General features: G+C 58.6%; 11 protein-coding genes. 9 read left to right on the plus strand and 2 right to left on the minus strand.

Annotated elements, in window-relative coordinates:
- The first annotated feature begins 63 nt into the window (after positions 1-63).
- Entirely contained in the window at positions 64-933 is an 870-nt protein-coding gene (gene tesB, locus TU86_RS00765; protein WP_048362412.1) for an acyl-CoA thioesterase II, read from the plus strand.
- The gene (locus TU86_RS00770) at positions 930-1520 is read left to right on the plus strand and encodes an HAD family hydrolase (protein WP_048362413.1); all 591 of its coding nucleotides are present in this window, start codon (positions 930-932) and stop codon (positions 1518-1520) included. The genes tesB and TU86_RS00770 overlap by 4 nt, the downstream gene beginning before the upstream one ends.
- Positions 1521-1568: 48 nt before the next feature.
- Here TU86_RS00770 and TU86_RS00775 read toward each other — a convergent pair whose 3' ends face one another.
- Both TU86_RS00775 and ypfJ read right to left on the minus strand, forming a co-directional pair.
- Positions 1569-2555: a hypothetical protein gene (locus TU86_RS00775; protein ID WP_048362414.1), complete on the minus strand. Its 987-nt coding sequence runs from the start codon at positions 2553-2555 to the stop codon at positions 1569-1571.
- Positions 2556-3446 carry a KPN_02809 family neutral zinc metallopeptidase gene (ypfJ, locus tag TU86_RS00780; RefSeq protein ID WP_048362415.1) on the minus strand — a complete coding sequence of 297 codons (891 nt, stop codon included), beginning with the start codon at positions 3444-3446 and terminating at the stop codon, positions 2556-2558.
- Between the two features lie 226 nt (positions 3447-3672).
- Here ypfJ and TU86_RS00785 point away from each other — a divergent pair, with 226 nt between their 5' ends.
- The 7 genes from TU86_RS00785 to TU86_RS00815 all read left to right on the plus strand — a co-directional run bounded on the left by TU86_RS00785 (position 3673) and on the right by TU86_RS00815 (position 13512).
- Entirely contained in the window at positions 3673-4179 is a 507-nt protein-coding gene (locus TU86_RS00785) for an RNA polymerase sigma factor (protein WP_048363008.1), read from the plus strand.
- A gap of 86 nt (positions 4180-4265) precedes the next feature.
- Positions 4266-5282, plus strand: coding sequence for a FecR family protein (locus TU86_RS00790; protein WP_048362416.1), 1017 nt, complete (start codon positions 4266-4268; stop codon positions 5280-5282).
- 164 nt (positions 5283-5446) lie between these two features.
- Complete coding sequence (locus TU86_RS00795) at positions 5447-8227, plus strand: TonB-dependent receptor (RefSeq protein WP_048362417.1); 2781 nt, start codon at positions 5447-5449, stop codon at positions 8225-8227.
- 95 nt (positions 8228-8322) lie between these two features.
- On the plus strand, positions 8323-8952 hold the full coding sequence (locus TU86_RS00800; protein ID WP_048362418.1) for a heme acquisition protein HasA: 630 nt from the start codon (positions 8323-8325) through the stop codon (positions 8950-8952).
- 158 nt (positions 8953-9110) lie between these two features.
- Positions 9111-10865, plus strand: coding sequence for a type I secretion system permease/ATPase (locus TU86_RS00805; RefSeq protein WP_048362419.1), 1755 nt, complete (start codon positions 9111-9113; stop codon positions 10863-10865).
- Positions 10862-12187, plus strand: coding sequence for an HlyD family type I secretion periplasmic adaptor subunit (locus TU86_RS00810; RefSeq protein ID WP_048362420.1), 1326 nt, complete (start codon positions 10862-10864; stop codon positions 12185-12187). Before TU86_RS00805 ends, TU86_RS00810 begins: the two co-directional genes overlap by 4 nt.
- Positions 12184-13512, plus strand: a complete 1329-nt coding sequence (locus TU86_RS00815) for a TolC family outer membrane protein (protein WP_048362421.1) — start codon at positions 12184-12186, stop codon at positions 13510-13512. The genes TU86_RS00810 and TU86_RS00815 overlap by 4 nt, the downstream gene beginning before the upstream one ends.
- Positions 13513-13673 lie beyond the last annotated feature (161 nt).

The following is a 13673-nucleotide window of genomic DNA, read 5'->3' on the forward strand; positions in this document are numbered from 1 at the left end:
AAATTTTTGTTGGCCGTCGCAACGTAGAGTGCGCCGGCAATGCTCTGTGTGAGGAAAATCTGAATGAGCCAAGTGTTGGATGATCTGGTCAACCTGCTGACCCTGGAACCGATTGAAGAGAACCTCTTTCGCGGCCGCAGTCAGGATTTGGGCTTTCGCCAGCTGTTCGGCGGTCAGGTGCTGGGCCAATCGCTGTCCGCCATGAGCCAGACGGTTGAAGACGCGCGGCATGTGCACTCGATGCACGGTTACTTCTTGCGCCCCGGGGATGCGGGACTGGCGGTGGTGTATCAGGTTGACCGTGTGCGCGATGGCGGCAGTTTCAGCACGCGTCGAGTGACGGCGATCCAGAAGGGCCAGCCGATTTTCACCTGTAGCGCTTCGTTTCAGTACGACGAAGGCGGCTTTGAGCACCAAACCACCATGCCCGACGTGGTCGGCCCGGAGAACTTGCCTTCCGAGCTTGAGATCACGCGCCAGCGCGCGCATTTGATCCCCGAAGCCATGCGCGAAAAACTGCTGTGTGCCAAGCCCATCGAGTTTCGTCCGGTGGTCGGTGAAGACCCGTTCAACCCCAAGGTCAGCGACCCGGTCAAATACGTGTGGTTTCGCGCCGATGGCGCATTGGCCGACACGCCAGCGCTGCACAAATATCTGCTAGCCTACGCCTCGGACTTCGGTTTACTGACCACCTCGCTGCTGCCGCACGGCAAAGGCGTATGGCAAAAAGACATGCAAGTGGCCAGCCTCGACCACGCGCTGTGGTTCCATGCGGACCTGCGTGCCGATGACTGGTTGCTCTACGCAATGGACAGCCCGTGGGCGGGCAACTCGCGCGGGTTCTCCCGTGGCAGCGTGTACAACCGGGCTGGCCAGCTGGTTGCGTCAGTGACACAAGAAGGTTTGATTCGCCATCGCAAGGACTGGGCATGACGCTTAAGCACATAAAGCACTGGGTATTCGACATGGACGGCACGCTGACGGTGGCTGTGCATGACTTCAAGCTGATTCACCGTGAGCTGTGCATTCCGGACGACGAAGACATTCTTACCCACCTCGCGGGCTTACCGCCTGCTGAGTCGGCCGAGAAGCACGTCTGGCTGCTCGAACACGAGCGTGAACTGGCGCTTGCCTCCACGCCTGCGCCTGGCGCGGTGGAGCTGGTTCTTGATTTGCATGAGCGTGGTGTGCGCTTAGGGGTGTTGACCCGCAACGCCCAAGAGCTGGCGCGCATCACCCTTAAGGCGATTGGCCTGGAGCAATGCTTTGCGGCGCAAGACGTTTTGGGGCGCGACAACGCTGCGCACAAGCCCGACCCGGACGGCTTGCTGCAACTGGCCAACGCGTGGGGCGTAACGCCTGCACAGATGGTCATGGTGGGGGATTATCGCTTCGATCTTGAGTGTGGTCGTGCAGCGGGAGCCCGGACAGTGCTGGTCAACGTGCCGCAAAACCTGTGGCCCGAGCTGACCGACTGGCACGCCAGAGACTGCTTTGAGCTACGGCGCTTATTGGCCTGACAGGCTGGGAGCTTTTGATCTTGAAAGCTCACAGCCTGCGGGACTGTCCTACTGCCCAAACAATGCTTTTTGCCCCTCGGGCGAGGTGAACATCTGATCGCCGTTGTGCCCAACCCCCGGCACTTCAACCAAACGCTGGTTCAGCCCCTGCGGATGGCGCTGCGTTAAAGACGCGAAATAATGCTTGCCGCGGACCAGCCTGAAAGCCCCTTGAGCCTCTGCCTCGCAGCTTTTATCCAGCGCAGGGTGATGGGGGGCGATGTCATTGCCACCCAATAGATAGGTGACGTCCCGCTCAACGTACGACGCTTCCAGCTGATGGTGTTTTTGCCCTTTGGCGTAGGCAGGCAAGTCGTTGAGCCCGTACTTCCAGGTATTGAACCCAGGGCAGGTGGCAGCATCGAACGTCGCAATGGGCCGCTGTTTGGTGAGCCAGACGTAACTTGACGGGTTGGCGATCACATAGCGCACCTTGATCCCGTTGGTCTGCAACGCCTTGTCCGCCCGGGTGGTCAGTGCATAACGCTGCACCACTTGCGCACCGCCGGAATGCCCCGCAATCACTACCTCGCGCAAGGCCGGGAAGCGCGTGCGGTCATTGAGCTGGTTGAGGATCTGATCCAGTGCAGCATACGAACTGACGGGCGCAGGGCTGATGGCGGGCTGCCCGCCCATCCAGTCGTTCCCTTGCCAGCGCAACACCGCGTCCGGCAAGCGATGCTGCGTGTTATCGCGCTCATTTAAAAACTGTGGGGCGATGATCAGGGTGGTGGACAGCACCCCGGCTTGCGCCGCCGCTTGCTGCGCACTGTGCAAATACGTCTGGGCGTTGCGTAAACGTCCGTGAATCACAATCACTGCACGTTGCACCTCAGGCAGAGGGTGCTGCCAGTCTTGACTTAAGCCAACGCTCAACTCGCCGGGGTTGAGCGCAAGGCGCTCAGGGCTAAGCGCTTTCACCCCGTGTTCAGCGGCCTGCGCCGTGGTGCAGGCGGCCAGTAACACGACCCATGACACGAAACCCCGTGCACCCATTTACAACCTTGCTGCCGAAAAGGTGTCGCATTGGTTGATGTCGCCCTGCGCAAAGCCGGTCTTGAACCATTTAACCCGTTGCGCCGAAGTGCCGTGGGTGAACGAGTCCGGCACCACACGGCCTTGCCCTTGTTGCTGCAAGCGATCATCGCCGATGGCGTTGGCCGCATTCAAGGCTGACTCGATATCCCCCGGTTCCAGCCAGTTCAAACGCTTTTGCGCCAAATTGGCCCACACCCCTGCCAGGCAGTCGGCTTGCAGCTCCTGACGTACCAGCAGGCCGCCGTCACCTTCCATGCGTTTACCTTGCTGACGGGCCATCTGCATCTTGGATGACACGCCCAGCAGGGTTTGCACGTGATGGCCCACTTCATGCGCGATCACATACGCCTGCGCGAACTCGCCGGCGGCTTGAAAGCGTTGAGCCATTTCCTGGAAGAAACTCATGTCCAGATAGACCTTTTGGTCGGCCGGGCAATAGAACGGACCGCTGGCCGATGATGCGAAGCCGCACGCGGAGTTGATCTGGCCGCGAAACAGCACCAGCGTCGGGTCTTTGTAGGTTCGACCGGCCTGTTGAAACACCTGGCGCCAGGTGTCTTCGGTGTCGCCCAGCACGGCGCGCACAAACTCGGCTTGTTGGTCGTTGGCGGGGGGCGCGTGCCCGGCTTGCTGAGTGACTTGCGGGGAGGATTGCTCGCCCAGCTGCCCGCTCAGTTGCCCGAGGATTTGCATCGGGTCCTGTCCGGTCAGCAGACCGAAGCCCACGATCACGACGACGGCGATCAAACTCAAGCCCTTGCCACCACCGATGCGCATCCCGCCGCCTCCGGTGCTTTGATCGCGCACGTCTTCCACGTTGTCGCTACGTCGGCCTTTTTTCCAAAGCATGGAGGTTTCCTCTGTAAATCTTGTTGGTAAGTGTTGTTGCTGAGTCGGAGCTGCGCCAGCCCGGTCGTCAGACGTTCTTCCAGTGACCGCAAAGTATGGCACTTAGTGCGCAGCCGTCGCAGAACTGAGTGGGCCTGCCTGCGCACGGGGCGCTAATTTCAATTGAAAATCATTCTCGACAAAAAGTAAGATGGCGCCCCCTTCCTTCATGCGCCAGGGAGTCAGTTTGTCGGATATGGACCTCAAGGGCTTGTTCATCAAGCATGCCAGCACCCTGCGCGGGTATTTGGCGCGCAAGGTACGAGACCCGCAACTGGCTGCCGATCTGGTTCAGGAAAGTTTCCTGCGCATGGCCGAGCATGGGCGCAAACACACCATCGACAACTCCCCCGGCTACCTCTACCGCACGGCGCGCAACCTGCTGGTGGATCACATTCGTCAGGAAACCCGACGCAAAACAGACTCAGTGACCCATGAGGCATTGGCTCAAATCGAGGATGAACTGGCAGGGCTGGAGGCCCAGGCGATGGCTGAACAACAGCGCATGGCGTTAAAACAGGCAGTTGCGGAGTTGCCTGAACGCACCCGGGAGATATTTAGGCTCAACCGGATTGAAGGCATGACCCACGCGGAAGTGGCGCGCCACCTTGAAATTTCTGACAGCTCAGTGCAAAAGCATCTGTCGAAAGCATTGGCTTATGTCATGCAGCGTTTGCAGTCGCCGAAGTCATAACTATCCTACATGTCGACGAATGGTTTACTGAGAATCTTCAGGCAAGACGTCACTGCTTATACATAACGAGAAATTGAGATTCACACGTGAATAGCCAAGGCCCCGAACAGCAGACCATTACTGAGGCGGCCGCCGAGTGGGCGGTGCGCTTGCACGCGGGTGCGTTGAGTGAAGAGGCTCAGGTGCAACTGAACCGCTGGCTGGCGGGCGATGAGCGCCATGCGCCAGCCTTGCACTTCGCACAACAGACGTGGGCCGCATTGGGCGAGTTGGCGCTAGAGCCTGACGGGGAGCAGACCGTGGCCCATCGTTTGCGTCCTGAATCGCCCCGCACGGTCCCCGCGCCAGTGGCTCGGCGGCGTCGACCGTTGCGCAAGGTAGGGCGCGCTGTCGCGCTGTCAGTCGTCATCGCTGTAGCGTGGGTCAGTGGCCCGGGCTTGCTGGTGCACATGCAGGCTGACTATCAAACCGGCACCGGCGAGTTGCGCACGGTGCAACTGGATGACGGCAGCTCGGTTGAGCTGGATGCCTCCAGTGCAATCCGCATCGACTATGACACGCAGCAGCGGCGTATCAGCCTGTTGGCGGGGTCCGCCGTGTTTGATGTGGCGCCCATGGGCGAGGCCGAAAACCGGCCCTTTGTCGTGCAAAGCGCAGGAGGCCAAACCCAAGCCCTGGGCACACAGTTTGTAGTGGGGCGCGAGAGCGGCAATCAGGCATGGGTTGGTGTGTTGCAACACAGTGTGGCAGTCAGCCTGCAAACACCTCCCGCCAACGGCGCAGCGAAATACGTGCTCAAAGAGGGGCAAAGCGCCCGTTACAGCCAGGCCGACGGTGTACAGCCGTTGCCGGAGTTCGACCTGAGTGCTGCCACTGGTTGGCGACGTGGCGTGTTGGTTTTTGACCGCCAGCCGTTGGCGCAAGTCATTGGGCAACTCAACCGCTATCGCCCCGGCCAGATCGTATTGGCCAATCCCTCCTTGGCCAATCGGCAGGTTAGCGGGGTCTTCCGCCTTGAAATGCTCGACAGCGCGCTGCATACACTCACCCGTGAACTGCACGTAAAACGCGTCGAAGTGGCGGGCCTCAGCCTGATTTATTGATCACCGTGCAGGCTGCGATTTTGTGGTTCTTAAAGGCCGCAGCCTGCCTGATTCGCCCATTTGAAAATTAATCGCAAAAACCGTTACTGACTTTTCCCCCGTTGTTCGTCTTGCTATTGAGATTCATTCGCAAAGCAAATCGTACACGCTTGGGGATAACAATAATGGTGTTCAATCAGCGCAAAGGTATCGGGGCCGTAAGCCGATTAGCCTTTGCAGTTCATGTCGGTGTGTTCGCATTGTTAGCAGTGCAAGCGCCGCTACAGGCCGCTGAAACGGTCAGCAGTGCGGTCCAGCAAGCGTTTATTGCCTTCCATATCCCGGCGCAGCCGCTGGACAAAGCGGTACTGCAATTCGCCGAACAGGCGGGTTTGCAGGTGCTGTTCGACACCCAGATGTTGCAAGGCCTGCATGCTCAAGCGCTCAAAGGCGACTTCGGGGTTCAGGAAGGTCTGGCGCGACTGGTGGGCAGTAACCCGATTGAATACCGTTTTACCGGTGAGCGCCAAGTCACCCTGACCCGTGTGAGCGGCGACCTAAAAGGCGCGCTGGCACTGGGCACCACGTCAATTTCTGCCAGTGAGGCCGAAGGCAATAGCGCGGACTGGGTGTACCAGACCCCCGAAGCGGTGTCGGTGATTACCAGCGAGCAAATCAACAAGCGCGCGCCACGCCACACGGCTGACATGCTGGAAGAAACCCCGGGCGTGTACACCGCCGTGGATCAGCGTGACCCTGGGCTGTCAGTCAATATTCGCGGTTTGCAGGACTATGGCCGGGTCAACATGAACGTGGATGGCATGCGCCAGAACTTCAACGTTAACGGCCATCAGCATCGCAATGGCGTAATGCTGATCGATCCGGAAATGATCTCCAGCATCGAAATCGAAAAGGGCTCTCAGTCCGGGATGGGCGGTGCGGCGGTACTGGGCGGGATCGCCACCTTTAAAACCCTCGAAGCCAGTGAGTTCCTCAAAGACGGCAAGGAGTTTGGTGGTCGTATTCGTGCGGGCAGCGGCATTGGTGAAATGGGCAACGGCACCTACTTCAACGGCAGTGGAGTCTTTGCCTTCGGTAACGACATCGGTGACGCCCTGTTTGCCTACAGTGAGCGTCACTTCGGTAACTACCGCAGCGGTCGGCAGAACGCCGATAACCTGGGGCGTGAAATCAGGGTCAAGCAATCACGTCGTGAAGCCTGGAATGACTGGCTGAAAAGTGAAGTGGGGGATGCCGGCAGCGTGACGCGCTCGCAGATGGCCAAGTTCGGGCTCAACCTGGCTAACGATCAGCGCGTGCAATTCACTTACTTGAACACCGACAGCGACAGCAATGACTCGTGGACTTACGCCACCTCTGACCAGAAGGGTTACGACTATGTGCGCCACAGCAAAAACAATTTGGGCACCGTCAACTACGCCGTTGACTACAGCTTTAACCCGGACAACGAGCTGATTGATTTCAAGAGCAAGCTGTATTTCGTCAGCACGGAGCTTGTTCGTGCCAACGCCCGGCATAACGCCACGCCCGATAACGCCTTTGGTGCTTACAAGGATCGGTTTCGTACCGACACCTGGGGCCTGCAAGCCCAGAACACGTCACTGTTCAACTTCGACACCTTCGGGCAGTTGAACTGGACCTATGGCCTGGAAATGTATCAGGACACCTTCAAGCCCAAGACCGGCAAAGTCGCCGCTAAAAATGAAGTCACCCTGCCTTATATCGAGGGTGCTGACCCTGCGGGCAAGCGGGGCATGGCCAGCCTGTTCAGCAACCTGCAATACGACTACGACGGTTGGCTGACTGTCAGCGGTGGTCTGCGTTATGACCGTTACCGGCTTGAAGGCGAAACGGGCATGACCCAGTACCGCAAAAAAGTCATCCGCCACCAAAACGGCGTAGAAGTGATCGGCAGTGGTCCGGCCGTGCGGACTGAAAACGTCTATGACATAGATCGTACTCAAGGTCAGTTTTCCCCCACCTTTGGCCTGGCAATCAAGCCGGGCGTGGACTGGTTGCAGCTCTACACTCACTGGGGCAAGGGCTGGCGCCCACCCGCCGTGACGGAAGTGTTCATGACCGGTCGCCCCCATGGCGGTAATGCGCCTGAGCGGGTATTCCCCAACCCGTTCCTAAAGCCTGAAGAGTCCCGTGATTGGGAAGTTGGGTTTAATATTTTTAAAGAGTCTTTGTTTTTCAATAATGACCGGTTAGGCATGAAAGTGTCGTACTTCGATAGCCGCGTCAAAAACTTTTCGTTTATGCAATACGGCATCATGCTGCCCGAAGAAACGGCATCGGGTAATTTTGGGGACCTGGCCTACGTTAATAGTTTGAGTGACACAAACTTTCGAGGGGTTGAGTATCAACTCAACTATGACATGGGGCGTATGTACACCAGTCTCAGTTATACGCACATGATCGGGAGTAACGATTTCTGTTCTAAAAACTACTTCATGGGCGGCGCCAAGAAATTCGGTAAAAAATTAAAGAGTGGTGTTGAACGTTTTCAATTGCCCAACGGCCGCTGGAGCATCCGGCCTGTGCATGAAACCGAGTGGCTGGATGATGATGAGCGCAACAATAAGGTCAGTTGCGGCGGTGTGATGGGGGCTGCTGCCTACATGCCGGCAGACCGTGGTTCATTGACCGTAGGTGCTCGGTTCCTTGAGCGACGTCTGGATACGGGAGTTCGTTTGCGTTACAGCCCCGGTAATGGCTCGGATATAAATACCCATAACTATGCCAACCTCGAGCAAGCGACGTGGCCCAAGTACAGCGTATATGACCTGTATGCCAGCTACTGGGCAACCGATGCCTTGAACCTTACGCTGGTGTTGGAAAACGCCACGGACGAGGCCTATTTCGTGGCCATGGGCGATGCCAATAACTTGAGTTTGGCGCGTGGCCGCACCCTGAGTGGCATGCTGGAATATAAGTTCTAACGTCGCAGACACGATTAAAAAGTTTTTGTTCATGTCGAGCAAAAGGCGCACTTGAGTGCGTGGTATTACTAACTCTCCAAGGAAAAGGTTTAGGTATGACTATTTCGATTACTTACAATTCTGATTTTGGTGCGCTCTCGGTTAATGAGGCATTGAGTGTATGGTCGACCGGGTTCAATACTGCCGGTCATGGCGCAGGTAATACCGGGGGATTTAATACCGGCGGGCGTGCAATGAGCGGTGAACAATATGCCACCCACGGTGCCAATAGCTCGGACTATGCATTTATTGCCGGCAGCGACACCGATAACGGCCTCAATTATGTATTCAACCCGAAAGTCTCCCCTGGCGACAACATGAACCACTACCTATGGGGCGAGTTGGATACCGTCACATTGGGCACAGGTCTGACCGGTGGAGATGGCAGTGATTTTGGTTTGGGCCAATATATCGCTTCCTTCAACGGCCTCGACCTCTCCGCCGCCAGCGACGCAGGCCGTGCAGGCAACGCCGTACAGGACGTGATCTACGGCTTGATGAAAGGCAACGTTGCGGGTCTGGAAGGTGCCCTCAACAACCTGCTGAGCGAGTTTGGCCTGTCTACCGAATCCACCTTCGACGATTTGGCAGCGGCTGGCCTGGCTCACGCCGATGCATCGCTGGCGGCCGACATCGGTCTGGTGGGTGTGCAAGACGTGGCCCAAGACTGGGCGTTGGCGGCGTAACACCCGCCTGGTTCTTGTCGTTGCTGCCCAACGCTGAAGGCGCCATACGCTGGAGCGACCTTCGCGCCTGACGCAGCCACTGCAAGAGCACCGTTATGCCGCGCACGCTCCCCCCGGTGTGCGCGGTTTTGTTGGTTCTTCGCTCACGGAATACCTTCATGACCCGGCCCAAAGCCCACGTCGCCAATGAGATGCTGGCTGCCTTGACGGCCTACAAGCGTGCATTTTTCAACATCGGGCTGTTTTCGGCCGTGATCAACTTACTGATGCTGGCACCGGCGCTGTACATGTTGCAGGTGTACGACCGGGTGCTGGCGTCGGGCAATCAAATGACCCTGTTGATGCTGACGCTGATGATCCTCGGCCTGTTTGGCCTGATGGGTGCGTTGGAATGGGTGCGTAGCCAGGTGGTGATCCGCCTCGGCACGCAAATGGACATGCGCCTGAATCAACGGGTGTACGACGCGGCCTTTGAAGCGCAGTTACGCACCGGTAGCCCGGCCGCCGGGCAGGCACTGAACGACCTGACGAGCTTGCGCCAGTTTGCCACCGGTAATGCGTTGTTCGCCTTTTTCGATGCGCCGTGGTTCCCGGCGTATCTGCTCGTGATTTTCCTGTTCAGCCCCTGGCTCGGGTTACTGGCGCTGGGTGGCGCCGTGGTGCTGATGGCGCTGGCGTGGATCAATCAGCGGGTGTCGCGAGGTCCGTTGAAAGCCGCCAGTGAACTCTCTGTCGAGGCGACGCAGCAGGCCAGCGCGCACCTGCGCAACGCCGAGGCGATAGAGGCAATGGGCATGCTCGACACGTTGCGCGGGCGTTGGCTGGCGCAGCACACCGCATTTCTGGCGCAGCAGAACCTGGCCAGCGAAAAGACCGCGACCGTCACGGCCTGGTCTAAAGGTGTGCGACTGGCCCTGCAATCGCTGGTGCTCGGGCTGGGTGCATGGCTGGCGGTGCAAGGGCAAATCACGGCGGGGATGATGATTGCGGGTTCCATCCTCATGGGCCGGGTGCTTGGCCCTATCGACCAATTGATTGGTGTCTGGAAGCAATGGACCTGCGCCCGTCTGGCCTATCAACGCCTCGAAGCCCTGCTGCATGCCCATCCCCCGCGGGCCGCGCGCATGGCATTGCCTGCGCCACGCGGTGAATTGTCTGTCGAGCACTTGGGGGCCAGTGCGCCGGGTACGCGCCGCGCCACGCTGGCCAACCTGAGCTTTACCCTGCCGGCCGGGCACGTGCTGGGGATCATTGGGCCTTCGGGCTGCGGTAAATCCACGCTGGCGCGGTTACTGGTGGGTGTCTGGCAACCGCTGAGCGGCAAAGTCCGACTGGATGGCGCCGATCTAGCGCAATGGGACAAGCACCAACTCGGGCCGTATCTGGGCTATTTACCCCAGGACATCCAGCTGTTTGCCGGGACCATCGCACAAAACATCGCACGCTTCGCAGAGGTGGACGCCGACAAGGTGTTGGCCGCGGCGCAAATGGCCGGGGTGCATGCGCTGATTCTGCAACTGCCCGAAGGGTACGAAACCCGCCTCGGCGAGGGGGGGGCCGGGTTATCGGGGGGGCAGAAACAACGTATCGGTCTGGCACGTGCCCTGTATGGCTTGCCCGCGGTAATCGTGCTCGATGAGCCTAATTCCAACCTGGATGAAGCGGGGGAACAGGCGTTGTTGCAGGCCATTACCCACCTCAAAACCCTTAAGCGAACGTTGATTTTGATTACTCACAAACCCAATGTGCTGACCCTCACGGACCAACTGTTGATCCTGCGCGACGGGCAACTGCAAGCTTTTGGTCCAACAGCCAAGGTGCTCGGTGCACCCGCACCGGTCAAAGCTGCGGCGCCGAAACCGGCGATGAATGTGAGTTACCGCCTTGGCACGGTGGAGGCGGGCAAAGCATGAGCCGTTCAAACGTAAAGCCGGTGGACAGCAACGTGTTGCAACTGGACGACACCCTTTATTCGCGCCTGGGTTGGCTGCTGATGATTGGGGGATTTGTCGGGTTTTTAGGGTGGGCGGCCTTCGCCCCTTTGGACAAAGGCGTCGCCGTTTCAGGCAAAGTCATGGTGTCGGGCCACCGCAAAGTGGTGCAACACCCCACGGGCGGGATCGTTGAACGAATTGATGTGCGCGATGGCGACAAGGTCACGGCCGGGCAGGTACTGATCCGCCTTAAGGAGACGCCGCTGCTGGGGCAGGCGCAATCATTGCGCAGCCAGTTTTATGGCTCGCTGGCCAGTGAGGCACGACTCAATGCCGAGGGCGATGGTGCTGCGAATGTGACCTTTCAACCTCAGTTGCTGACGCTCAAGGACGACCCTGAAATTGCGTCAAACCTGACGTTGCAACGACAGTTGTTCAGCAGTCGGCGTCAGGCGTTACTGCTCGATCAGCAGGGTATAGGTGAAAGCATTGCGGGTGCAGAGGCGCAATTGCGTGGGGTGCGAGATTCACAGGCCAATAAAGTGCTGCAACGCAGCGCCCTCACCGAGCAATTGGAGGGTCTGCGCGAACTGGCCCGTGATGGCTACATCCCGCGCAACCGCCTGCTAGACAGTGAACGCGTGTATGCGCAAGTGCTGGGTTCGATCAGCGAAGACTACGGCCGTATCGGGCAATTACAGCGTCAAGTTCAGGAAATGCGTCTCAAAATTCGTCAACTGGCCGAGGAGTACCAGAAAGAGGTGCGTACGCAATTGGCTGAGACCCGTGTACGTACCGAAGACCTGCGTAACCGGCTGGCCTCGGCAGAGTTTGAACTGGCCAACAGCCAACTGCGCGCCCCGGCATCCGGCATCGTTGTGGGGCTGGACGTGTTTACCGAAGGCGGCGTGATCAAACCTGGCCAGGCATTAATGGAAATCGTGCCCCAAGGCGAGCCTTTGCTGGTCGAAGCACGGGTGCCGGTTGAGCTGGCAGACAAGGTTCACGCAGGGTTGCCGGTTGAGCTGATGTTCTCTGCTTTCAGCCAAAGCACCACACCGCGGGTGGCGGGCGAAGTCACGCTGGTGTCGGCGGACCGTCAAGTGGATGAACGCACCGACGAGCCGTATTACACCTTGCGTGCCCAAGTCAGCGAAGCCGGTATGGCGCAACTGGCCGGTTTGCAGATTCGCCCCGGCATGCCGGTAGAAGCCTTTGTCCGTACAGGCGAGCGCTCGATGCTCAATTATTTGTTCAAACCGTTGCTCGACCGTACGCACATGGCGATGGTGGAGGAATGAGCACGTGTCGATTGAGTGCTGCCTTATTGATCGTCTGCGTGATCTCGACGGGATCGGCTCACGCATTGGGGTTACTGCAAGCGTACGACTTGGCTGTGCATAACGATCCGACCTTTCAAGCCGCGATCGAAGAACGGGCGGCAGGGGAGGAGAACCGCGCCCTCGGTCGTTCCGCGTTGTTACCTACGTTGACGTGGAACTACACCAACTCGCGTAACGACTCTGAAGTGACCCAGGCCAGCACCCGTACAGACCGCGATTACCGCAGCTACGCTTCGACTCTGACCTTGCAACAACCGCTACTGGACTACGAAGCCTATGCCCGCTTGCGACAAGGTGCGGCGCAGGCATTGTTTGCCGATGAGCGTTTTCGCAGTAAAAGCCAATACCTGTTGGTGCGGGTATTGAGTGCCTACAGCCAGGCGTTGTTGGCGCAGGAGCGCATTGAACTGAGCCGGGCGCAGAAGCGGGCCTTTGCCGAGCGCTTGCAACTCAATCAGCGCTTGCTCAAAGGTGGCGAAGGCACGCGCACCGATGTGCTGGAAACCCAGGCACGCCTGAGCATGGCCGTGGCACAAGAGATCGAGGCGCAAGACGACCAGGACGTTGCCTTGCGTGAGTTGGAGGCGATGCTCGGTGAGCCGTTGCAAGTGGATCAACTTGATCCGTTGGTGGCGCATTTCAACATTCAGCCGCTGGAGCCTCAGCGGTTTGAAAACTGGCGCGAACTGGCGCTGGCCAATAACCCTGAACTGGCGTCGCAGCATCACGCACTGAGTTCGGCTGAGTACGAAGTGGAGCGTAAGCGTGCCGGGCATTTTCCTAAACTCAGCCTGTACGCCAGCAGCCGACAGACTAGCTCGGATTCTGAAAGCACCTACAACCAGAAATACGACACCAACAGCGTGGGCATTCAACTGAGCGTGCCGTTATTTGCGGGCGGCTCGGTATCAGCATCGACGCGTCAGGCGGCGCGGCAATTGTCCCAGGCGCAGTACGAATTAGACGCGCAGACGGCGACAACATTGGTAGACCTGCGCAAGCAGTTCAATCTCAGCAGCAGTGCGGCGGCCAAAGTCCGGGCTTATGAAATGGCAGTGGAGTCAGCGAGTGCGCTCGTGCAAGCAACGTACAAAAGCGTACGCGGTGGTGAGCGGGTCAACCTGGATGTGCTGGATGCCGAGCAACAGTTGTTCAGTGCCAAACGCGACTTGGCCGAGGCGCGGTATGCCTACTTGCTGGCGCGTGTACAACTCAGGTACTACGCGGGGTTATTGAACGAAGGAGATTTGCAGCAAATGGCGGGCTATTTTCAACCATCTTGAGGGGGGTAGGGCGCTTGCGTGAAACATGTAGGAACTGACGAGTACTGTGAGGCTGTGATCGGCGGCAGAGCCGCCGTAAAACCTGACGGTCACGATGTGCCAGAGGTGGCGCAGCGGTCAGATATACGACCGCTACGCGCTCGATCGCAGCCTCGTGCCTC

This window comes from Pseudomonas weihenstephanensis (assembly GCF_001043055.1).
In the GTDB taxonomy this organism is placed as follows: domain Bacteria; phylum Pseudomonadota; class Gammaproteobacteria; order Pseudomonadales; family Pseudomonadaceae; genus Aquipseudomonas; species Aquipseudomonas weihenstephanensis.